The 22581-nt window shown below is 66.0% G+C and carries 18 protein-coding genes; 9 read left to right on the top strand and 9 right to left on the bottom strand.

The features are described 5' to 3' along the window. Positions 1 to 147 precede the first annotated feature (147 nt). Complete coding sequence (locus QCE88_RS07585) at positions 148 to 384, top strand: hypothetical protein (RefSeq protein ID WP_309900613.1); 237 nt, start codon at positions 148 to 150, stop codon at positions 382 to 384. A 97-nt stretch (positions 385 to 481) separates the two neighbouring features. Here QCE88_RS07585 and def read toward each other — a convergent pair whose 3' ends face one another. The 5 genes from def to QCE88_RS07560 all read right to left on the bottom strand — a co-directional run bounded on the left by def (position 482) and on the right by QCE88_RS07560 (position 9423). Then, on the bottom strand, positions 482 to 1015 hold the full coding sequence (def, locus tag QCE88_RS07580) for a peptide deformylase (RefSeq protein ID WP_309900611.1): 534 nt from the start codon (positions 1013 to 1015) through the stop codon (positions 482 to 484). Continuing rightward, positions 1012 to 3090: an NAD-dependent DNA ligase LigA gene (ligA, locus tag QCE88_RS07575; protein WP_309900610.1), complete on the bottom strand. Its 2079-nt coding sequence runs from the start codon at positions 3088 to 3090 to the stop codon at positions 1012 to 1014. The genes def and ligA overlap by 4 nt, the downstream gene beginning before the upstream one ends. Positions 3091 to 3304: 214 nt before the next feature. Then, entirely contained in the window at positions 3305 to 4561 is a 1257-nt protein-coding gene (locus QCE88_RS07570; protein WP_309900608.1) for a cell division protein ZipA C-terminal FtsZ-binding domain-containing protein, read from the bottom strand. 178 nt (positions 4562 to 4739) lie between these two features. Continuing rightward, on the bottom strand, positions 4740 to 8255 hold the full coding sequence (smc, locus tag QCE88_RS07565; RefSeq protein ID WP_309900605.1) for a chromosome segregation protein SMC: 3516 nt from the start codon (positions 8253 to 8255) through the stop codon (positions 4740 to 4742). 124 nt (positions 8256 to 8379) lie between these two features. Beyond that, the gene (locus tag QCE88_RS07560) at positions 8380 to 9423 is read right to left on the bottom strand and encodes a DMT family transporter (protein ID WP_309900604.1); all 1044 of its coding nucleotides are present in this window, start codon (positions 9421 to 9423) and stop codon (positions 8380 to 8382) included. A 189-nt stretch (positions 9424 to 9612) separates the two neighbouring features. On the opposite strand from QCE88_RS07560, the gene dapC reads away from it, so the two are divergent. The 6 genes from dapC (at position 9613) to cls (ending at position 15916) form a co-directional block, all read left to right on the top strand. Continuing rightward, positions 9613 to 10833, top strand: coding sequence for a succinyldiaminopimelate transaminase (gene dapC, locus QCE88_RS07555; protein ID WP_309900602.1), 1221 nt, complete (start codon positions 9613 to 9615; stop codon positions 10831 to 10833). Between the two features lie 94 nt (positions 10834 to 10927). Then, complete coding sequence (gene dapD, locus QCE88_RS07550) at positions 10928 to 11755, top strand: 2,3,4,5-tetrahydropyridine-2,6-dicarboxylate N-succinyltransferase (RefSeq protein ID WP_309900600.1); 828 nt, start codon at positions 10928 to 10930, stop codon at positions 11753 to 11755. A 2-nt stretch (positions 11756 to 11757) separates the two neighbouring features. Further along, complete coding sequence (locus QCE88_RS07545; protein WP_309900598.1) at positions 11758 to 12129, top strand: ArsC family reductase; 372 nt, start codon at positions 11758 to 11760, stop codon at positions 12127 to 12129. A 97-nt stretch (positions 12130 to 12226) separates the two neighbouring features. Beyond that, positions 12227 to 13363: a succinyl-diaminopimelate desuccinylase gene (gene dapE, locus QCE88_RS07540; RefSeq protein ID WP_309900597.1), complete on the top strand. Its 1137-nt coding sequence runs from the start codon at positions 12227 to 12229 to the stop codon at positions 13361 to 13363. A 43-nt stretch (positions 13364 to 13406) separates the two neighbouring features. After that, positions 13407 to 14291: a 50S ribosomal protein L3 N(5)-glutamine methyltransferase gene (gene prmB, locus QCE88_RS07535; protein WP_309900594.1), complete on the top strand. Its 885-nt coding sequence runs from the start codon at positions 13407 to 13409 to the stop codon at positions 14289 to 14291. Positions 14292 to 14425: 134 nt separating this feature from the next. After that, positions 14426 to 15916 (top strand): cardiolipin synthase, encoded by a 1491-nt coding sequence (gene cls, locus QCE88_RS07530; protein ID WP_309900592.1) that lies wholly within the window; start codon positions 14426 to 14428, stop codon positions 15914 to 15916. Positions 15917 to 15920: 4 nt separating this feature from the next. Here cls and QCE88_RS07525 read toward each other — a convergent pair whose 3' ends face one another. Continuing rightward, positions 15921 to 16424 carry a glutathione peroxidase gene (locus QCE88_RS07525; protein ID WP_309900590.1) on the bottom strand — a complete coding sequence of 168 codons (504 nt, stop codon included), beginning with the start codon at positions 16422 to 16424 and terminating at the stop codon, positions 15921 to 15923. Between the two features lie 168 nt (positions 16425 to 16592). Here QCE88_RS07525 and QCE88_RS07520 point away from each other — a divergent pair, with 168 nt between their 5' ends. Both QCE88_RS07520 and QCE88_RS07515 read left to right on the top strand, forming a co-directional pair. Continuing rightward, on the top strand, positions 16593 to 18530 hold the full coding sequence (locus QCE88_RS07520) for an ATP-binding cassette domain-containing protein (RefSeq protein ID WP_309900588.1): 1938 nt from the start codon (positions 16593 to 16595) through the stop codon (positions 18528 to 18530). A 16-nt stretch (positions 18531 to 18546) separates the two neighbouring features. Continuing rightward, on the top strand, positions 18547 to 19584 hold the full coding sequence (locus tag QCE88_RS07515; RefSeq protein WP_309900586.1) for a CaiB/BaiF CoA-transferase family protein: 1038 nt from the start codon (positions 18547 to 18549) through the stop codon (positions 19582 to 19584). Here QCE88_RS07515 and QCE88_RS07510 read toward each other — a convergent pair. From QCE88_RS07510 to alr, 3 genes are all read right to left on the bottom strand, one after another. Next, entirely contained in the window at positions 19581 to 19844 is a 264-nt protein-coding gene (locus QCE88_RS07510) for a DUF2866 domain-containing protein (RefSeq protein ID WP_309900584.1), read from the bottom strand. The genes QCE88_RS07515 and QCE88_RS07510 overlap by 4 nt on opposite strands. A 209-nt stretch (positions 19845 to 20053) precedes the next feature. Further along, positions 20054 to 21439 carry a DNA repair protein RadA gene (gene radA, locus QCE88_RS07505; RefSeq protein WP_309900582.1) on the bottom strand — a complete coding sequence of 462 codons (1386 nt, stop codon included), beginning with the start codon at positions 21437 to 21439 and terminating at the stop codon, positions 20054 to 20056. Between the two features lie 59 nt (positions 21440 to 21498). Further along, positions 21499 to 22569, bottom strand: coding sequence for an alanine racemase (alr, locus tag QCE88_RS07500; RefSeq protein ID WP_309900580.1), 1071 nt, complete (start codon positions 22567 to 22569; stop codon positions 21499 to 21501). Positions 22570 to 22581 lie beyond the last annotated feature (12 nt).

The raw sequence follows: 22581 nt of genomic DNA, 5'->3' as shown, positions 1-22581 counted from the left end.
GATCGTGCCTTTTCTTTTTTGACCGCTTTTTGGTTAAAGAAAATGAATCATCGATCCGATACATCTGGCAGGCCAGGGCACGACGCGCGTGGCCACGCCGGCCGGATGAGCGGCGGCAGCATTGAACGGCATCGAGGGAGAATGACCATGTCAGTTGAAATCATCGTGCGGGAAACGGGAACCGGCCTCGAAATCGTCAGCGGCCGACGACGCCTCGAAGCCCTGCTTGCCCTGCGCGACGAAGTCGTCGTGATGAGTCCCGGCGTCGGTGAAATGGTGATCGCGCGCTTGCCCGATGGCCGCCTGCAAGCCACTGCCAATCCTGAACACGTCGCGTTGTTCCGTCAGCCGGACCTCTCCGGCAGTCCCAAAACCCTCGCCTGAACAAAAAGCCGCTCCATGTGAAGTGAAGCGGCCTTCTGTCAAGCTTCCTTGCGAGCCTTGGCGGCGCATGCAGTACGTGCATGCCGCCGGCCCGGCGTCAGTCGTCGTGCGCCGGATCGAGACCAGGGAACAGCACTTCAGTGAAGCCGAACTTCGAGAAGTCGGTGATGCGCATCGGATAAAGCTTGCCGATCAGATGATCGCACTCGTGCTGCACGACGCGCGCATGAAACCCTTCGGCAAGCCGCTCGATAGCGTGGCCATACTGGTCGAAGCCCTGATAGCGGATCATCGAGAACCGCTGCACCACACCGCGCAACCCCGGCAGGGACAGGCACCCTTCCCAGCCCTCCTCCATGTCATGCCCGTTCGGCGTGATGATCGGATTGATCAGCACCGTCTCAGGCACCGACGGCGCGTCGGGATAACGCTCGTTGTGCCCGAAGCCGAAGATCACCACCTGGAGATCCACGCCGATTTGCGGCGCGGCCAGTCCCGCCCCGTTGGCGTCGCGCATTGTGTCGAACATGTCTTGCACGAGCGCGTGCAGTTCCGGCGTATCGAAATGCTCGACCGGCTGCGCGATCCGCAACAAACGCGGATCGCCCATCTTCAAAATTTCACGAATCATTGAATGGCTCCTTCCAAGAGCTTGCGCATACCGTCTTCGTCGAGCACCGGAACGCCGAGTTCCTCCGCTTTTGCAAGCTTGCTGCCGGCTTCCGCGCCCGCCACGACATAGTCGGTCTTCTTCGACACCGAACCGGCGACCTTCGCCCCGGCGTTCTCAAGCATTTCCTTGGCTTCTTCACGCGAGAGCGTGGGCAATGTGCCCGTCAGCACGACGGTCTTGCCCGCCAGCACGCCTTGCGGCGCCTTCGGGGCGGGCGGACCTTCAGGCCACGAAACCTTCGCGCGCAACTGTTCGATCACGTGCTGGTTGTGCGCCTCGCTGAAGAAATTGTGGATGGCCTCGGCCACGATCGGGCCGACATCATTGACTTCGAGCAGCTCTTCGACCGTTGCCGCGATAATCGGGTCCAGCGACCCGAAGTGCTTCGCGAGATCCTTCGCGGTCGATTCGCCGACATGCCGAATCCCCAGCGCATAGATGAAGCGCGCGAGCGTCGTGTTGCGCGCTTTCTCCAGCGAGTCGAGCAGGTTCTGCGCGGATTTGTCCGCGAAACGGTCGAGCGCCGCGAGCGTCGAAAAGCCGAGGTTGAAGAGGTCGGCGGGCGTGCGGACGAGGTTCTCATCGACCAGCTGGTCGATGATCTTTTCCCCGAGTCCGTCGATGTCCAACGCCCTGCGCTGCGCGAAATGCCACAGCGCCTGCTTGCGCTGCGCCGGGCAAAACAGCCCGCCGGTGCAGCGTGCAATGGCTTCGTCCGGCAGACGCTCGATCTTCGAGCCGCACACCGGACATTCCGTGGGCATGACGAACTCGCGCGCATCTGCGGGACGGCGCTCCAGGATCGCGCCGACGACCTCCGGAATCACGTCGCCCGCGCGCCGCACGGTGACGGTATCGCCGATGCGGATGTCCTTGCGCCGTACTTCGTCCTCGTTGTGCAGCGTGGCATTGGTGACCGTCGCGCCGCCGACGAAAACGGGCGCGAGCCGCGCGACCGGCGTAATGGCGCCAGTCCGGCCGACCTGCACGTCGATGCCGACAAGCTGCGTGAGCGCTTCCTGCGCGGGAAACTTGTGTGCGAGCGCGAAACGCGGCGCGCGCGACACGAAGCCCAGCTGGTCCTGCTGGTCTCGCCGGTCGACCTTGTAGACGACGCCGTCGATGTCGTACGCCAGCTTCTCGCGCTTCTCGCCCACCTTGCGGAAGAAGCCGAGCAGGCCGTCCGCGCCCTGCACCACGGCGCGCTCCGCGTTCACTGGCAAGCCCATCTCCTTGTACCAGTCGAGCAGACCGGCATGCGTGGCCGGCATCTCCGCGCCTTCCAGCAGGCCGATGCCGTACGCGAAGAACGACAGTGAACGCTGCGCGGTCATCTTCGAGTCGAGCTGGCGCAGGCCGCCCGCCGCCGCATTGCGCGGGTTCGCGAATTCGCGCTGCCCGGCGTCGCGCTGGCGCTGGTTCAGGCGCTCGAAGTCGCGCTTGAACATCAGCACTTCGCCACGCACGTCCAGACGTTTGGGCACGTGCTTACCCTTCAGCGTGAGCGGGATAGAGCGGATGGTGCGGACGTTGGCCGTGACGTCCTCGCCGGTCGCACCGTCGCCGCGCGTGGCGGCCTGCACGAAGCGGCCGTCCTCGTAGCGCAGCGAGATGGCGAGGCCGTCGAACTTCAGCTCGCAGGCGTATTCGACGGGCGCCTGATCCAGCGCGTCGGAGACGCGCTTGTCGAAGGCGGCGATGTCCTCGTCCGCGAAACCGTTGTTGAGCGAGAGCATGGGCACGTCATGCACGACCGGCGTAAAGCCTTCGGCCACTTCGCCGCCAACCCGCTGCGTGGGCGACTCCGGCGTGACGAGTTCCGGATGCTCGCTCTCGATGCCCTGCAGTTCCTTGAACAACGTGTCGTATTCGGCGTCGGGCAGGTCCGGCTGGTCCAGCACGTAATACGCGTAGTTCGCGCGCTCCAGTTCCGAGCGCAGCCAGGCGGCGCGTTCGGCCGGATGATCGGCGCTGGGCACGGCGGCGCCGGACTTGCGGCTGGCGGCGGACTCGGCTTTGGTTTTTGCGGACATGCGTGTGGAATGATTGAGATCGATCGCGCCTGTCGATGATTGCGACCCGACAGGCAGTCGTTCGATTGTCGCAGAAGATCGGACAATCGGGGCGTCGGCCGAATGGCCAGCGGATGAGGCTCGACGCGTTACTGCACGCGATGAGCAGGCAAAAGAAAGCGCCCCGGTCGGGGCGCAATCTTCACTGCCGGAACAACGCGTGCAGCCCTCGCCTTTACTGGCTGAACAGACGCCGGGTCGCGGGCGAACCAGCCGGCATGCCCGCCTGCTCCAGCTTCGCGTAGAGCGTCATCAACTGCTTCTCGATGGCGAGCAGCGCAGACTCCGGCAGCGGCCGGCGCTGATCGTCGACGACGCGCGCGCCGATGCGCTCGGACAGCGACTTCGCGTAATCGCACATGAGGCGGAACGGCAGGATGTCTTCGTCGGCAACGGGCACGTCGAGCACCAGCGTGATCATCTGGCCGCCCTTGTAGGTGAGGTCGTCGCGCAGGAAGTTGGTGTCGCCGAACAGCAGCATGAACACCGGATTCTGCTTCGCGTCGAGCTTGACGAAGCGCGTGCCGTCCCGCGACAGCAGCAGGCCGTCCTGCGACGCCACCGCCTGCACGTAGTTCGCAGACCACGGCGCGCCGTCGGAGAGAATGTTGATCGACAGTTGCGCGTCGCATTGCGCGGCGAAGCCGTCCAGCTCGCGCGCCATGCCGACCGTTTCCATCATGTCGGGGAATTCGGGCGCGCCGTCGAGCGCGTCGGCCAGACGCTGCACGCCGGTCACGAACTCCGAGAACTCCAGTTCGTTCAGCGGCCCGCTGCGATTCGCCAGTTGCGCCGCCGCGCGCAGTTCTTCATAACGCCCGCCGTTGCGCGGCAACTCCCACGCGCTGTCGCCTTCGGGCTTGCCTTCGATCGTGACGGGCTTCGTGCCCGCGCGGCGCAGACGCTGCGCCAGCGGAATCACGCGGTCGCCCGCGACCGGCGCGGCAAGGCGGATCGGCACGACGCAATCGATACGGCGATCCACGACCGCCGGCAGCGCCGACGAAACGGTGGTCGCCGCAGGCATCACCGGTTCGGCGCGCTCGTCTTCGGCTTCATCCCCGGCGATGTCGGCCGCGCCGTTCGCCGCGGTCGCTTCCGCCTGCAGATCGACGGCCGTGTCAGCCGGCGCAACCGGCACCACGGGCGGCGGCGCCGACCCAGCCTGCGCCATGCCGAAACTCGGCTCGACCCGCGCATCGCGCTCGGCAGCGCCTTCTCCGGCGGCCGGCTCGCGGCGCGGCTGGCGCACCGGTTCGATGAACGGCTGCTCGTCGTCCGTGTCCTGGCGCGCGAGCGCGTCGGCGGCTTCGTCCGGCATCGGGCGCGGCATCTTGCGCCGCACCTTGGCGTTCTGCCACGCGTTGTACACCACCACGCCGCCCACCACCACGGCTCCGGCTCCAATCAAACCGAGTGTCAACTCGTCCATGCAGGCTCCATCATTCTTTTACGTTACGAAGCGCCGCGCGATCTGTCGCCCGCATCGCGCCGCGTTCCGGCTTGTCGCCGCCGCCTGGCCGATGCGCGCCACTCCGCGCCCTTGCGCACGCCGCCGGATCATCGTCCGGCCCATTTAACCCATGAAACAAAACCGCGAACCGCGACCTTCAGCCGTTCTGCGCGAAACCCGACGCCGATTCCATGTCCACCGCAACGATCCGCGACACGCCCTGCTCCTGCATCGTCACGCCGATCAACTGCTGCGCCATTTCCATCGCAATCTTGTTATGCGAGATGAACAGGAACTGCGTCTTCACCGCCATCGCGCGCACCAGGTTGGCGAAGCGTTCGGTGTTGGCGTCGTCGAGCGGCGCGTCCACTTCGTCAAGCAGACAGAACGGCGCCGGATTCAGCTGGAACATCGCGAACACGAGCGCGGTGGCGGTCAACGCCTTCTCGCCGCCCGACAGCAAGTGAATGGTCGAATTCTTCTTGCCCGGAGGCTGCGCCATCACCTGCACGCCGGCGTCGAGGATTTCGTCGCCGGTCATGATGAGCCTGGCCTGGCCACCGCCGAACAGCCGCGGGAACAGTTCGCCGAAGTGACGGTTCACTTCATCGAAGGTGCCCTGCAGCAGCGCGCGGGTTTCCTGGTCGATCTTCTGGATCGCGTCTTCCAGCGTGTTGATGGCGCCGGTCAGGTCGGCCGATTGCGCGTCCAGGAAGTGCTTGCGCTCGGTCGCCGACGCGAGTTCTTCCAGCGCGGCCATGTTGACCGGTCCGAGCGCGAGGATCGCGTTGTTCAGACGCGTGACCTCGCCCTGCAGATACGAGGGCTTCATGTCCGGCGCGAGCTTCTGTGCGAGTTCGGCTTCGTCGACGCCCGCCGCCTGCAACTGCTCGACGAACTGCTCGCCGCTGATGCGCGCCGCCTGTTCCTTCAGCTGCAATTCGTTGATGCGGTCGCGCAGCGGTTGCAGCGAACGCTCCGCCAGCAGGCGCTGTTCGTCGCACTGACGCAGGCGCGTGGTCAGGTCGTCCAGTTCGATGCGCGCCGCATGCAGCGCTTCCTCGCGCGCCCCGCGCACGTCCAGCGCGTCGTGCAGGCCGGTTTGCGCGGTCTGCTCGTTGATGGTCTCGAGCTCGGCGCGGGCGTCTTCCAGCGTGCCGGCGATCTGCTCGCTCTGGTCGTGAGCGGTGTCGATGTTGCGCCGGTATTCGTCGATCTTCGCGGACAGACCGCGCACCGCGAAGCCAGCGTCGCTCGCCGCGCGTTCCAGCTCGCGCAGTTCCTGGCGCGCGGCCGTGAGCTGTTCGTCGAAGGCCTCGAAAGCCAGCTGGTTGTCCTCGAAGCGCGCCTGCAATTGCGCGATCTCGCCGTCGTGACGCTCGAACGCGGCCTCGGACTCGGCGCGAAACGCACGCTGCTCCTCGACCTGCGCGGCGATCTCTTCCAGTTCCTCGCCGATCTGCGTGTTGCGCTGCGTATAGCGCTCATGCGCCTGCGCGAGCTTCAGCACGTCGAGCTGCAGCGCATGGACGCGCTGGGTGGCGCGCTCGGCGGCGGCGCGCGCCTCGGCAAGGGTCTGCGAGGCCTGCGTATGCGCGGCATCGGCACGCACGGCGTTGGACTTCGCCTCGTCCGACAAGAGCGCCTGCGCGCGCACCTGTTTCGTCAGATTCTCGATTTCCTGCGCCCGCGCGAGCATGCCCGACTGCTCGGAGTCCGACGCATACAGCTGCACGCCCACGCGCGTCACCACATGCCCCGCCTTCACGACGAATGCGCCGCCATCGGGCAGTTGCTGACGCTGCGCCAGCGCCTGCGCGAGATCGTCCGCCACGAAGGTCGCGGCGAGCCATTCGTTGAGCACGGCGCGCAGGCCCGGATCGTCGATTCGCACCAGCGACAGCAACGGCCGCAAGCCCTGCGGCGTCTCGACCGGTTTGCCCGCGACCGGCGGCGAATAGAACGCGAGCTTGGCCGGCGGTGCGTCGGTGGCGAAGGCCTTGATCCAGTCCAGATTCGACACTTCCAGCGCGGCCAGGCGTTCGCGCAGCACGGATTCGAGCGCCGCTTCCCAGCCCGCATCGACATGCAGCTTCTTCCACAGACGCGGCAGCGCGCCGAGCTCGTGCTTGTCGAGCCACGGCTGGACCTTGCCTTCGGTCTGCACGCTTTCCTGAAGCTGTTTCAATGCAGCAAGACGCGCTTCGAGCTGATGGATCTGCGCGCTTTCCTTCTGCACGCGTTCCTGCGCGGCGCGGCGTTCGGCGTCCAGACGTGGCACGGTTTCCTGCGCGTCGGCGAGACGCGCCTGGGCCTCCGCGAGAATCTCTTCGTTCTCGGCCAGCTGCATGCGCAACTCGTCGAGCTGCGCTTCATCGGGCGCGTCGAGACCGCCCGCCTCGTTCTTCAGGCGTTCCTGGCGCTGCTGCAATTGCTGCAGCTGCTGGTCCGCGTTGCGCTGATGCGCGGCCTCGAGCTTGAGCGCCTGCTCCGCCCGCGCGATACCCGCGCGCTCCTCGTTCAACTGCGTCTGCGCATCGCGCCAGCGGGCTTCGAGCGCGGGCAGTTCATCGTGTTTCGTCGCGGCGTTTTCCTGCGCGATGGCGGCCTTTTCCTCGCCTTCGGCCAGTGCTTCGGTCGCCGTATCGATTTCGTCGCGCGCCTTCTGCGCCTGAACCTGCCATTGTTCGCGCTGCGCGGTGAGCGCGGCGATCTGCGCCTGCACCCGGTTGCGGGACTCGACAATGAAGCGGATCTCCGCTTCCAGGCGGCTCACTTCGGCATTCGCTTCATAGAGCGCGCCTTGCGCGCCCTGCATCGAATCGCTGGCGCTGTAGTGCGCGACGCGCAGCGTTTCCAGCTGCGCCTCGACTTCGCGCAGACGCGCCGTCTGGGCTTCGAGTTCGACCTGCGCCTCGCGGATCGCGCGCTGCTGGCGCTCGGCCTCGCTGCCCGCTTCCTTCTTGCGCAACAGCCACAGCAGACGCTGTTTCTCTTCGCCTTCGGCCTGCAAGGCCTTGTACTTCGTTGCGACGACGGCCTGCGCTTCGAGCTTCTCGAGATTGGCGCCCAGTTCGCGGACGATGTCCTCGACGCGCGTCAGATTCTCGCGCGTGTCGTGCAGGCGGTTCTCGGTTTCGCGGCGGCGCTCCTTGTACTTCGAGACGCCCGCGGCTTCCTCGAGAAACACGCGCAGCTCTTCCGGCTTGGCCTCGATGATCCGCGAGATCATGCCCTGCCCGATGATCGCGTAGGCGCGCGGACCGAGACCCGTGCCGAGGAAGATGTCCTGAATGTCGCGGCGGCGCGCCGGCAGATTGTTGATGTAGTAGCTGGAGGTGCCGTCGCGCGTGAGCACGCGCTTGACCGCGATCTCGCCGTAGCTGCTCCATTGACCGGCGGCACGGCCGTCGGCGTTATCGAAAATGAGTTCGACGCTTGCCCGGCTGCCGGGCTTGCGCGCCGTCGAGCCGTTGAAGATCACGTCCTGCATCGATTCGCCGCGCAGCTCCGAGGCGCGCGATTCGCCGAGCACCCAGCGCACGGCATCGATGATGTTGGACTTGCCACAGCCATTCGGCCCGACGACGCCGACCAGTTGGCCGGGGACCTGGAAATGCGTGGGATCGACGAAGGACTTGAAGCCAGCGAGTTTTATCGAGGTCAGACGCACGGCGATATCGCTGTTGAATGAGTGACGGAGGATGAATGGCAGACAGGCCGCAGTGCGGCCCGTCGATCGTCATGGGCCGATGCGCTGCATGCAGATGCGCCCGGGCCCGGCGAAGCGGACACCATCATACCATCGCGCGAACCGATTTCTTTTTGCTTTCCGGCGCGTGTGCGCTCACGCCGGACGCCTCGTGCGCGTGCGGCGAACGCGGTGATTGCGGCGGCTGTGGCACTTCAGGCACTTCAGGCACTTGAGGCGCTTGCGGCGCGCGGGGCGGCACGCGTGGCCGATGCAGCCACGCCGACAGCACGCACGCCGCGACGATGCACGCGCCACCCGCCCATTCGCGCGGACCGGGCACCTCGCCCGCGAAGAGCCAGGACGACAGCGCCGTGACCACGAGCTCGAACAGCATGATGATCGACGCACGATTCGGCGGCACACGGGCGAGCCCGAGCTGCACGATCATGTTGTTGCCCGCGAGCACGATGCCAAGCCCGATCACGATGCAGGCGACCGCCGGCCACAGCGCGGCGACAGGCGGCGCGCGCATCGGTTCGAACAGCGTGGCGACGGACGCGAGCAAGGCCGCGCCGCCGAAGATCACGGCGGTGCGCATCTCGGCTTTCATCGCAGGCAGCGTGCGCGAGACCTTCACGATCAGCACGTTGCTCATCGCGAAACCCATGCCGCCGATCAGCCCTGCCCATTCGGCCAGGTTGGCGGGCAGCGGCAGCCCCAGGTCGGGCGACCAGAGCATCGTCACCGCGCCCGCGATCGAGAGCAGCGACAGGCATGCATCGGCGCGCGTCAGCCGTTCCCTGAGGATGAAGTGCGCGAAGATCGCGGTCCACGCGGGCGTCAGGTAGAACAGCAGCAGCACGCGCATCACCTGACCGTGGATGGCGCCCCACACGAAGCCCAGGTTGGTCACGCCCGATGCCAGCCCGAGCGCCACCAGCAGCCAGTGCCAGGACAGCGTGCTGATGGAACGGCGCCGGACCAGCAGCACGAAGAGACAGGCGGCGGCGCTGGTGGTCGCGCTCGCGGCGGTGCCGGTGAGGCCCATGGCGGCGAGCATGCGCATCGGGAACCAGACGAGCCCCCAGACGGACGCGCCGAGCATGATCGCGAACGTGGGCCACGCGTTGCGCAGGCTGCCGGTCATTGCGGCGCGCCGGTCAGGGTGTGCTTCTTCACTACTGTCTCCGGTCTGAACGTTCAACCTCTTGAGGCGGCGGGCTGCCGGCCGTTTCACGCACACGGCCCCGCGCTATAATCTTCCGCTTGCCTTGCGAGCGTGTTCGATGCCCTTCGGATGCCGCTCGCGCGTCGACCCCTGCTTATCGATCACGCCGTGAATCCACTTCTCAAGACACTTCAGCCCTATCCGTTCGAAAAGCTTCGGGCGCTCTTCGAAGGCATCGAGCCGCGCGCCGGATTCACGCCGATCGGCTTCGGCATCGGCGAGCCCAAGCATCCGACGCCGCCGCTCATCCGCGACGCAGTGATCGCCGCCCTCGACGGTCTCGCATCCTACCCGGCGACGCTCGGCAGCGAGCCGTTGCGCCAGGCCATCGCGGCATGGGTGATGCAGCGCTACGGCCTCGAAAACGTGAACCCGGCGACCGAAGTCCTGCCCGTATCGGGTTCCCGCGAAGCGCTGTTCTCGCTCGCGCAGACCGTGATCGACAGCCGCAGCGCGGGCACGGCGGAAGCGCCGCCCATCGTACTCTGTCCGAACCCGTTCTATCAAATCTACGAAGGCGCCGCGCTGCTCGCGGGCGCCGAGCCCTATTTCGTCAACAGCGATCCGGCGCGCAACTTCGCCTGCGATTATTCGGCCGTTCCCGAAGCCATCTGGGCCCGCACGCAACTGCTCTACGTGTGCTCGCCGGGCAACCCGACCGGCGCCGTGCTCACGCTCGACAACTGGCGCGAACTGTTCGCGCTGTCGGACCAGCATGGCTTCGTGATTGCCTCGGACGAGTGCTACTCGGAGATCTACTTCGACGAAGCAAAGCCGCCGCTCGGCGGCCTCGAAGCGGCACGCCTGCTCGGCCGCGGCTTCGAGCGGCTGGTCATGCTGTCGAGTCTGTCGAAGCGCTCGAACGTGCCGGGCATGCGCTCGGGCTTCGTCGCCGGCGACGCGGCGGTCCTCAAGGACTTCCTGCTATATCGCACGTATCACGGCGCTGCACTGTCGACGATGTTCCAGCGCGCGAGCGTCGTCGCCTGGCAGGATGAAACGCACGTGCGCGAGAACCGCGCGAAGTACGTGGAGAAGTTCGCGACCGTCACGCCGATGCTCGCCGAGGTGCTCGACGTGCGCCTGCCGGACGCCGCGTTCTACCTCTGGGCGAACGTCGAGCGCACTGGCCTGACGGATACCGAGTTCGCGGCGCGCCTGTACGCCGACTATAATGTGACGGTTCTGCCGGGCTCTTTCCTCGCTCGCGCGGCGCATGGCATGAATCCCGGCATCGGCTTCGTGCGCATCGCGCTGGTGGCCGAAACCGGGGAATGTGTCGAAGGCGCACGGCGCATCGTCGAATTCTGCCGCTCGCTCGCGTCCTGAGTATCACGGACTGAGATTCAAGGACCGAGACTCAAGGACTGAGATTCAAGGACCGAGACTCAGCCGGCCCAACTACCCATCCTCGAACCCTACTATGTCGCAACAACTTCAGAGCATCATCGATACCGCCTGGGACAATCGCGCCGAGCTCTCGCCCAAGGCCGCGCCCGCCGAAGTCCGCGAAGCCGTCGCGCACGCCATCGAACAACTGGACAAGGGTCACATGCGCGTCGCTGAAAAGCGCGACGGCGAGTGGATCGTGAACCAGTGGCTCAAGAAGGCGGTGCTGCTGTCGTTCCGCCTCGAAGACAACGCGCCGATGCCCGCCGGCGGTTACTCCCAGTTCTACGACAAGGTGCCCTCGAAGTTCGCGAACTACACCGCGGAAGACTTCGCGGCAGGCGGCTTCCGCGTGGTGCCGCCGGCCATCGCGCGCCGCGGCTCGTTCATCGCGAAGAACGTCGTGCTGATGCCGTCGTACACGAACATCGGCGCTTACGTCGACGAAGGCACGATGGTCGATACCTGGGCCACCGTCGGCTCGTGCGCGCAGATCGGCAAGAACGTGCATCTGTCGGGCGGCGTGGGCATCGGCGGCGTGCTGGAGCCGCTCCAGGCGAACCCGGTCATCATCGAGGACAACTGCTTCATCGGCGCGCGTTCGGAAGTGGTGGAAGGCGTGATCGTCGAGGAGAACTCGGTCATCTCGATGGGCGTGTACCTCGGCCAGTCCACCAAGATCTACGACCGCGAAACCGGTGAAGTCAGCTACGGCCGCATTCCGGCGGGCTCGGTCGTGGTGGCGGGCAACCTGCCGTCGAAGGACGGTTCGCACAGCCTGTACTGCGCCGTGATCGTCAAGAAGGTCGATGCCAAGACGCGCGCCAAGGTCGGCCTGAACGAACTGCTGCGAGGCGACTGAACGTGGCCCGCGGCTCGACTCCAACCACCGTCGTGTACGGCATTCCGAACTGCGACACCGTGAAGAAAGCGCGCGTGTGGCTGGAAGAGCATGGCGTGCCGTTCGAGTTCCACGATTTCAAGAAGGCTGGCGTGTCGACCGCGCTGATCCAGGACTGGCTCAAGGACGTGCCGCTGGAGCAACTCATCAACAAGCGCGGCACGACCTGGCGCGGTTTGTCGGAGGTCCACAAGGCCGAGGCCGGCACCACCGCCGGCGCCATTGCGCTGATGATCCACAAGCCGTCGATCATCAAGCGGCCGGTCGTCGTCGTGAACGGGCGCGTGAAGACGCTCGGGTTTTCCGCCGAGCAGTACGACACGCTTTTCGCCTGAGTTTTTGCGATGACTGTGCAGCCGACGGTCATCGCCCGCTTGCTTCGAGTGCCGGCCCGCGCGCCGGCATTTTTCATCGCACCTACGTGAATTCACCATGTCCGGCACTCTTTCCCTCACCGAAGCGCTGATCGAGCGCGCCTCCGTCACGCCCGACGACCAGGCCTGTCAGGCGTTGATGATCGAGCGGCTCGCCGCGCTCGGCTTCGACTGCGAAACGATCGAATCGGGCGGCGTCACCAACCTGTGGGCCGTGAAGCGCGGCACCGACGCGTCCGGCAAGCTGCTCGCCTTCGCGGGCCACACGGACGTCGTGCCCACCGGCCCGCTCGAACAGTGGACCTCGCCGCCCTTCACGCCGACCCACCGCGACGGCAAGCTCTACGGCCGCGGCGCGGCGGACATGAAGGCGTCGCTGGCGGCGTTCGTCGTGTCGAGCGAGGAATTCGTCGCGCAGCATCCGCAGCATCGCGGCACGCTCGCCTTCCTCATCACCAGCGACGAAGAGGGCCCCGCCACCGACGGCACCATCAAGGTCGTCGAGGCGCTGAAGGCGCGCGGCACGCGGCTCGACTACTGCATCGTCGGCGAGCCGACGTCCAGCGCGACGTTGGGCGACATGGTCAAGAACGGCCGGCGCGGCTCGATGAGCGGCAAGCTCATCGTCAAGGGCGTGCAAGGGCATATTGCCTATCCGCATCTGGCGAACAACCCGGTGCATCTGCTGGCGCCGGCGCTGACGGAACTGGTCGCGGAAAAATGGGATGACGGCAACGAATACTTCCCGCCGACGACCTGGCAGGTGTCCAACCTGCACTCCGGCACTGGCGCCACCAACATCATTCCCGGCCACGCGGACCTGATGTTCAACTTCCGCTTCTCGACGGCGAGCACGGTGGAAGGATTGCAGGCCCGCGTGCACGCGATCCTCGACAAGCATGGCCTCGACTACGACCTGACATGGACCGTCAGCGGCCGGCCGTTTCTCACGCCGCGCGGCGCGCTGTCCGATGCGCTGGAGCAGGCCATCCACGACGAAACCGGCGTGCGCACCGAGCTGTCCACGACCGGCGGGACCTCGGATGGACGCTTCATCGCGCAGATCTGCGATCAGGTCGTGGAATTCGGGCCGCCGAATGGCACCATCCACAAGATCGACGAGCATGTGGAAGTGCGCTTCATCGAGCCGTTGAAAAACGTGTACCGCCGCGTGCTCGAACGGCTCATCGCCTGAACCGGTCCGCTCAATCCACTCCGACAACAAACAGGAGCCCTCCATGGCGCTACCCTTCACAACCGTGCGCGACCTGCTGCGCTTCGGCGTCTCGCGTTTCACGCAAGCGGGACTCTCGTTCGGCCATGGCACGACCAATGCCTACGACGAAGCCGCCTATCTGATCCTGCATACGCTGCATCTGCCGCTCGACACGCTCGACCCGTTCCTCGACGCGCGCCTGCTCGACGATGAAATCGACGCCGTCATGAAGGTGATCGAGCGCCGTGCGACCGAGCGCGTGCCCGCCGCCTACATCACGCAGGAAGCGTGGATGCACGGCAACCGCTTTTACGTGGACGAGCGCGTGATCGTGCCGCGTTCGTTCATCGGCGAATTGCTGCAGGACGGCTTGCAGCCGTATGTGGCCGATCCCGACCAGGTGGCGCGCGTGCTCGAACTCTGCACCGGCTCGGGCTGCCTCGCGATTCTCGCGGCGCACGCGTTCGACCATGCGGATGTCGATGCCGTCGACATCTCCGCGGACGCGCTCGCGGTGGCGCGCCGCAACGTCGACGACTATGGACTCGACGCGCGCGTGACGCTGTTCGAAGGCGATCTGTACGCGCCGCTGCCCACCACGCGCTATGAAGTGATCCTCTCGAACCCGCCCTACGTCAACGCTGAGTCCATGCAGGCGCTGCCGCGGGAATACCAGCACGAGCCGGAACTGGCGCTGGCGGGCGGCGCGGACGGCATGGACGTGGTGCGGCGCATCGTGCGCGAAGCGGGCAAGTGGCTGACCGAGGACGGCGTGCTGGTGGTCGAGATCGGTAACGAGCGGGCAAACGTCGAAGCTGCGCTTGGCGGCCTCGACCTCGTCTGGCTCTCGACCAGCGCCGGCGACGACAACGTGTTCCTGATCCAGGCCGCGGACTTGCCGGTCTGAAGCAGCCTGGAACCGGCGTGCGCCATGTGGCGGAGGCGCTCCGCTGCAACGATTGCTGACACTTCGCGCGGAAGGCTTGGGTAAGATGGCGAATCGCCGTCGGCCTACCCTTCTCCCTCTCCCGTCTCGCGTCTATGCAAGCATCGGACTGGCTCCACATCGGCACGCTGGTGATCGCCGCGCACGTGCTGGGCGTGATCGCCGCGATCCACGCCGTGATCCACACGCGCACCTCGCAAGGCGCGGTGGCCTGGGCCGTGTCGCTGGTCGCGATGCCTTACTTCACGCTCGTCCCTTACTTGTTCCTCGGCCGCAGCAAGTTCGCCGGCTATATCGACGAGCGCCGCCTCGAACTCGATATCCTGCGCAGCCGCTCGAAACCCGCCGAATGGGATTCCGGCGCGCGCAGCGATGCACCCGACACGCTGCCCGCTCCCGATTCTTCAGGCGCGCGCGGCGAACTGGCGCCGGGGCCGGCCGCCTATCTCGGCAATCCGACCATCCGCACGCTGCAACGCCTGTCCGGCATGCCGTTCCTGCGCGGCAATTCGGTGCGCGTGCTAGTGAACGGCGACGCCACCTTCGCCGCGATCCTCGACGCCATTGCCGCCGCCCAGCACTATGTGGTCGTGCAGTTCTTCATCGTTCGCGACGACGCCCTCGGCGCGCTGCTGAAGGACGCGCTCATCCGCCGGGCGCAGGCGGGCGTGCGCGTGTACTTCCTGTACGACAGCGTCGGCAGCTTCGACCTGCCGCACCGCTACGTGAACGCGCTGCGCGCGGGCGGCGTGGAGGCCCATCCATTCGCGGCCAAGCGCAAGTTCGTACACCGCTTCCAGATCAACTTCCGCAATCACCGGAAGATCGTGGTGGTGGACGGCAAGCGCGCGTTCATCGGCGGTCACAACGTGGGCGTGGAGTATCTCGGCGGCAATCCGCGCCTCTCGCCGTGGCGCGACACGCACGTGGAAGTGCGCGGACCGGCCATCGCCAGCATTCAGTTCGTCTTCACCGAGGACTGGTACTGGGCCACGCAGCGCCTGCCCGAACTCGGTCCCGCACCGCATTCGGACGAGAACATGCATTGCATGGTGCTGTCGAGCGGCCCTGCTGACAAGCAGGAAACCTGCTCGCTGTTCTTCGTCGAAGCAATCAATGCGGCGCGCGAGCGCATCTGGATCACCTCGCCCTACCTGATTCCCGACGAAGCCGTGTTCTCGGCGCTCCGTCTCGCGGTGCTGCGCGGCGTGGACGTGCGCATCCTGATTCCGAGTCGGCGCGATCATCACGTGGTGTTCGCGGCGTCGAAACTCTTCGCCTTCGACCTCGTGCAGGCGGGCGTGCGCATCTTCCGCTACCAGCCGGGCTTCCTGCATCAGAAGGTGGTGCTCGTGGACGACACGGCCGCGTCCGTGGGCAGCGCGAATCTCGACAACCGCTCGTTCCGCCTGAACTTCGAAATCACGGTGCTCACCGTGGACCGCGCGTTCGCAGCCGAAGTGGAAGCGATGCTGGATGCCGATTTCGCGCATTCCGTGGAGATTGACACGAACGACTATCGCGGAGCCGTGTTCTGGCGGCGCATGGCGATGCACGTGGCGCGGCTGTTCTCGCCGATCCTCTGAACCCTCAGAGCAGCTTTTCGATATCCTCGACGATCGCCTCGGGCTTGGTCTGGGGCGCATAACGCTTGACCACGGCGCCGTTGCGGTCCACGAGGAACTTCGTGAAATTCCATTTGATGGCCTCGATGCCGAGCAGTCCGGGCTCCTTGTCCTTCAGGTACTTGAAGAGCGGATGCGCGTTCGCCCCGTTCACGTCGATCTTCGCGAACATCGGGAAGGTGACGCCGTAATTCTGCTCGCAGAACGCGCCGATCTGCGCGGCGTCGCCGGGCTCCTGCTTGCCGAACTGGTTGCAGGGAAAGCCCAGCACCTCGAAGCCACGCGCGGCGAGTTGCTGATAGACCGCCTGCAAGCCCTTGTATTGCGGCGTGAAACCGCATTCGCTCGCCGTGTTGACGATCAACAGCACCTTGTCCCGGTATTGGTCCAGGGTGACGGTGCCGCCGCCGAGGGTTTCAGCCGAGAAACCGTAGATATCCGTGCTGGGGGTGTTGATGGACTCGCTCATGAACCTGCTCCTGAAAGGCGCGCTATGCGCATTCGATGAAAGTCCGAGGATGCTAACCCGCCGCGCGAAAGCCTGCCATTGGCCGAACGGACGACCCCTGTGGCGCGATCGGTCCAGTCTAAAATAGCGCTTTCTCTTCCAGCCGCGCCCTTTCGCCACCCTACCCACGTGATCCGCTTCAACCAGTTCAGCCTGTCGCGCGGCACCAAGCCGCTTTTCGAAGACACCAGCTTCACGCTCAATCCGGGCGAAAAAGCCGGTCTCGTCGGCGCCAATGGCGCGGGCAAGTCCACGCTCTTCTCCGTACTGCGCGGCGAACTCCATGCGGACGGCGGCGACTTTTCCATGCCGCCGTCGTGGCGCATTGCCCATGTCGCGCAGGAAACGCCCGCCGTGCACCGCAGCGCGCTCGAGTACACGCTCGACGGCGATACCCATCTGCGCGACATCGAAGCCCGCATTGCCGCCGCCTCCGCCGCGCACGACGGCGCCGCCGAAGCGGAAGCACACGCCGCCTTCGCGGACGCCGACGGCTACACCGCCCCCGCCCGCGCCGAAACCTTGCTGCTGGGCCTGGGCTTCACGCTGGAACAGACGCGTGAGCCGGTGTCGAGCTTTTCGGGCGGCTGGCGCATGCGGCTGAATCTCGCTCAGGCGCTGATGTGCCCGTCCGACCTTCTGCTGCTCGACGAACCCACCAATCACCTGGATCTGGACGCCATCGTCTGGCTGGAGGACTGGCTTGCGCGCTATCCGGGCACGCTGGTCGTGATTTCGCACGACCGCGAGTTTCTCGATGCGGTCTGCAACGTCACGCTGCATCTCGACAATCGTCAGGTGAAGCGCTATGGCGGCAACTACAGCCAGTTCGAAGTGCTGCGCGCGCAGCAGATCGCGCTGCAACAGAGCGCGTATGAGAAGCAGCAGAAGACGGTCGCGCATCTGCAAAGCTTCATCAACCGCTTCAAGGCGAAGGCCACCAAGGCAAAGCAGGCGCAGAGCCGCGTGAAGGCGCTGGAAAAGATGGAGCTGATCGCGCCGGCGCACGCGAGCTCGCCGTTCACCTTCGAGTTCCGCGAACCCGACGCGGCGCCAAATCCGATGCTGGTCATGGAAGGCGTGCGCTGCGGCTATCGCAGCGAGACAGGCGTCGAGATTCCGATTGTCGAAGGCGTCTCGCTGTCCATCCAGAACGAGCAGCGCATCGGCCTGCTCGGCGCCAACGGCCAGGGCAAGTCCACCCTCATCAAGACGCTGGCGCACACGCTCGCGCCGCTGTCGGGCGACGTCCGCCAGGGGCGCGGTCTGCAGATCGGCTATTTCGCGCAGCATCAGCTGGAAACCCTGCGTCCCGACGATTCCCCGCTCCAGCATCTCGCGCGCCTCGCGCCGGACACACGCGAACAGGAACTGCGCGACTTTCTCGGCAGCTTCAATTTTTCGGGCGACATGGCCACGGCGAAGATCGCGCCTTTCTCCGGCGGCGAGAAGGCGCGGCTGGCGCTGGCGCTGATCATCTGGCAGAAGCCGAACCTGCTGCTGCTCGACGAACCGACCAATCACCTCGACCTCGAAACCCGTCACGCGCTGACCATGGCGCTCGCGCAGTTCGAAGGCACGCTGATCCTGGTGTCGCACGACCGCCATCTGCTGCGCGCGACCACCGACACCTTCATGCTGGTCGCGAAACATCGGCTGCATCCGTTCGACGGCGATCTCGACGACTACCGCGACTGGCTGCTGCAACACGCCGCCGAAACGCGCGCGGCGGCTCGGGAAGCGGGCACGGCGGCGGCGGGCGAGACGCCGGACAGCGGCGTGAACCGGCGCGAACAGCGTCGGCAGGACGCGCAGGAGCGACAGAAGCTCGCGCATCTCAAGAAGCCGCTGCAGACGCGCATCAAGAAGATCGAGAAGGAAATGGACACGCTCAATGCCGAGAAAGCGGAGCTCGATGCGTTCGTCGCCGATCCCGCGAGCTATGACGCCGCGTTGAAAGCCCGGCTGACCGAAACGCTCCGCCGTCAGGGCGAGGTTGGCGCGCGCCTCGAGACGCTCGAAATGGAGTGGCTCGAAACGCACGAGGAACTGGAGCAGATCGGTTGATGAGGAGACCCGCCGCATGACGCCTTCACTCACCGGCCTGCGCGTCCTCGACCTGACGCGGCTTCTGCCCGGCCCTGTCGCCACGCTGCGGCTGGCCGAGCTTGGCGCCGATGTTCTCAAGATCGAACCGCCGGGCGAAGGCGACTATGCACGCACGATGCTGCAAAGCCCCGCCGACCGCGCGCGTGGCGTGCCGAGCGCGTTCTATCGCATCGTCAATCGCGGCAAGCGGCAACTCACGCTGGACCTGAAAACGCCGGAAGGCCGCGCACGGCTGATCGAACTGACCCGCGACGCGGACATTCTGGTGGAAAGTTTCCGGCCATCGGTCATGGCGCGGCTGGGGGTGGGCTATGACGTGCTGCGCGCCGCCAACCCGAAGCTCGTCTACTGCGCGATCACGGGCTTTGGCGCCGAGGGACCGTTCGCGCACAAGGCCGGTCACGATCTGAACTACATCGCCTACGCGGGTGTGCTCGATCAACTCGCGGCCCGCGACGGCACGCCCATCGCACCGAATTTCCAGCTGGCCGACCTGCTCGGCGGCGCGTTGTCGGCAGTGACGGAGATGCTCGCGGCAGCGTGGCAAGTGGCGCGCGGCGGCGCGGGAAGGCGCATCGACGTTTCGATGACGCACGCCATGCACGCCCACAACGTCATGGCCCACATCGCGCTCGCCAATGAAAATCCCGCGGCCACGGGCGTCGGCGCGGGATTATTGAACGGCGGCGTGCCTTGTTACGACGTATATCGAACGCGCGATGAACGCTTCCTTGCCGTGGGCGCGCTCGAACTGAAATTCTGGCAGGTGCTGTGCAAAGCGCTCGGCCGCCCGGACTGGGCCGGCCGCCATTGGAGTCTCGGGCAGGCGATTGGCGGCGCGGACGCGGCGCAACTGTCGGCGGAACTCGCCGCGCGCTTTCGCGAACGCACGCGGGACGAATGGATGGCGTTGCTGGAGCCGCTGGATTGCTGCGTCGCGCCGGTGCTCACCCCCGCCGAAGCGGCCGTGCATCCGCTATTCGCAGTGCAAGCGAGTCGCGCGCCGGATTAGCGGCGGGGCAAAACCTGGCGCGGCTGATGTTCGTCATCCACCAGCACGTGCTTCCGCCCGGTCACATGCCTGCGGATGGTGGCAACCACTTCGTCCTCGGTGACGTCGGCGGCAACGGCGCGGCGCGAAATCTGGCCGTGCTCGTCGATCCACTCCACGATCCTGCAACCGCTGCCCCACGGCTGTTGCAGCGGCGCGGAGACGCGGCATCCGCGCAGATGGAACGCGGTCTTCGGCCGGGTAGATTTCAGGTGTTTCAAAGCGTGGTCCTCTCGATCCTTCCAGTCACCTCGCTTCTTGAGAGGCGCGAGCGAGGTTGGCCGGGTCCGTAGCACTGGAAGGATAAGAAAAGCGCGCGGCGGTTGGGTTACATTGCGCAACGACATTTTTACGACGCGTTACGAGGGGCCCGATCATTGCGTTCTCCGTTCCCCATGGCGGGTGCGGAAACGCAAAAACGCAACGCGCGCTATTCGAGATCGCGCACCCGGTCGATCGCTTCCTCGATGCGGTCCACGGCCACGACCTTGAGTCCGTCGATCGCCTGCTTGGGCGCATTGGCTTTCGGAATCAACGCGACCGAGAAGCCCAGCTTGGCCGCTTCCTTCAGACGATCCTGTCCACGCGGCGACGGCCGGATTTCGCCGGCCAGCCCGACCTCGCCAAAGGTGATGAGCCCCTTGGGCAGCGGCTTGTTGCGCAGCGACGAGTGAATGGCCAGCAGCACGGCCAGATCGGCCGCGGGCTCGGTGATCTTCACGCCGCCGACCGCGTTGAGGAAAACATCCTGGTCGAAGCACGCAATGCCCGCGTGCCGGTGCAGCACCGCGAGCAACAGCGCCAGACGGTTCTGTTCCAGCCCGACGGCAAGACGGCGCGGATTGGGCACGTGAGCGGTATCGACCAGCGCCTGCACTTCCACCAGCAGGGGCCGCGAGCCTTCCTGCGTCACCAGCACGCACGAGCCCGAAACGCTCTGCTCGTGCTGCGAGAGAAACAACGCCGACGGATTGGCGACGCCGCGCAAGCCCTTTTCCGTCATCGCGAACACGCCGAGTTCGTTGACCGCGCCGAAGCGGTTCTTGAACGCGCGCACGAGCCTGAATGACGAATGCGTGTCGCCTTCGAAGTACAGCACGGTGTCGACGATATGCTCCAGCACGCGCGGCCCCGCGAGACTGCCCTCCTTGGTCACGTGGCCGACCATGATGATCGCCGTGCCGGTCTGCTTCGCGATGCGCGTCAGTTGCGCCGCGCACTCGCGCACCTGCGCGACCGAGCCAGGCGCCGAGGTCAGCGCTTCGGAGTAGATGGTCTGGATGGAGTCGATCACGGCGACTTCGGGCCGTTGCTCGTCGATCGTCGCCTGGATCTTTTCGAGCTGAATTTCCGCGAGCAGCGCGAGGTCGCCCACGCCGCTCGAACCGCCGATCAGCCCCAGCCGCTGCGCCCGCAAGGCGATCTGCGCGCCGGATTCCTCGCCGCTCACATACAGCGCGGGCCGTTCGCGCGCGATCTCGGCAAGCGATTGCAGCAAGAGCGTGGACTTGCCGATGCCCGGATCGCCGCCAATCAATACGACGCCGCCCGGCACCAGACCGCCGCCCAGCACGCGGTCGAATTCACCGACGCCGGTGGTGAAACGCGGCACGTCGGCGGCCTCGATGTCCGCCAGCTTGCGCACCGCCGAACTCTTCGCCAGCGCCTGGAAGCGATGCGCCGAGGGCGCCTGCTCCACCGTCTCCACCAGCGTATTCCACGCCCCGCACGCGGCGCACTGGCCTGTCCATTTCGGCGACTGTCCGCCGCATTCGCTACACGTATAAAGCGTCTTCGCCTTTGCTGCTTTTGCCACGTAATGCCTTGTTCTGAAGTCGTTGGGGTGCGTCCTTGAATCGTGCCGTCAGCGGCACGTCATTCCGCGCGCACCGGCACGCGCTGCGCGATCGCGCACATGAGTTCATAGCCGACCGTGCCCGCCGCGGCCGCGACGTCATCGACCGGCAGGTGCGGGCCCCACAGCTCGACGCGCGCGCCAATGCCCGCGTTCGGGCACGGCGTGAGATCGACGGTGAGCATGTCCATCGAGACGCGGCCGACAAGCTTCGTGCGCACGCCGTCGACGATCACCGGCGTGCCTTCCGGCGCCACGCGCGGATAGCCGTCGGCATAACCGCACGCGACCACGCCGACGCGCATCGACTGCCCCGCCGTGAAGGTCGAGCCATAGCCGATGCTGCTGCCGGCATCGACCGTCTGCACGGCGATCAGCTCGGATTGCAGCGTCATGGCGGGCTTGAGTCCGATCGAGGCGATGTCCGCGGTCACGCCGGACGGCGACGCGCCGTACAGCATGATGCCGGGCCGCACCCAGTCGAAATGCGCATCCTTGTGCCACAGCAGGGCCGCCGAATTGGACAGGCTGCGCGCGCCGGCGATACCCTCGGCGCCGCGCTCGAAGGCTTCGAGCTGATGATCGATGCCGCGCGGGCCGTCGGCATCGGAGAAATGGGTCATCAGCGTGATCTGGCCGATGCCCTGGCACGCCCGCGCCCGCTCCCACGCCGCGCGATACTTCTCCGGCCGGTAGCCCAGGCGGTTCATGCCGCTGTTCATCTTCAACTGAACGTTGACGGGTTTCGAGAGCCGCGCCATTTCCAGCATGCGCAACTGCTCGTCGCAATGCACGGCGGTGGTCAGGCTATAGCGGTCGATGACGTCGATGTCAGTCGGGCGGAAGAAGCCTTCGAGCAAAAGAATCGGTCCTGCCCAGCCCAGTTCACGCAACTTTGCGGCTTCTTCGAGGTCGAGAAGCCCAAAGCCGTCCGTCGCGCGCAATCCCGGGAACGCCCGGGCCAGACCATGGCCATATGCATTGGCCTTGACCACGGCCCAGATCTTGGATTTCGGCGCGAACTTCCGGGCAATGGCGAGATTGTTGGCGAGTGCGGCGGTGTGGATGGTTGCGGATAGGGGGCGCGGCATGAGTGTCTGGTT

The sequence above is a fragment of the Caballeronia sp. LZ035 genome, from assembly GCF_031451175.1.
Lineage (GTDB): Bacteria > Pseudomonadota > Gammaproteobacteria > Burkholderiales > Burkholderiaceae > Caballeronia.
Note: the sequence above shows the minus strand (reverse complement) of the source record. Positions and strands in the feature narration are given on the sequence as shown.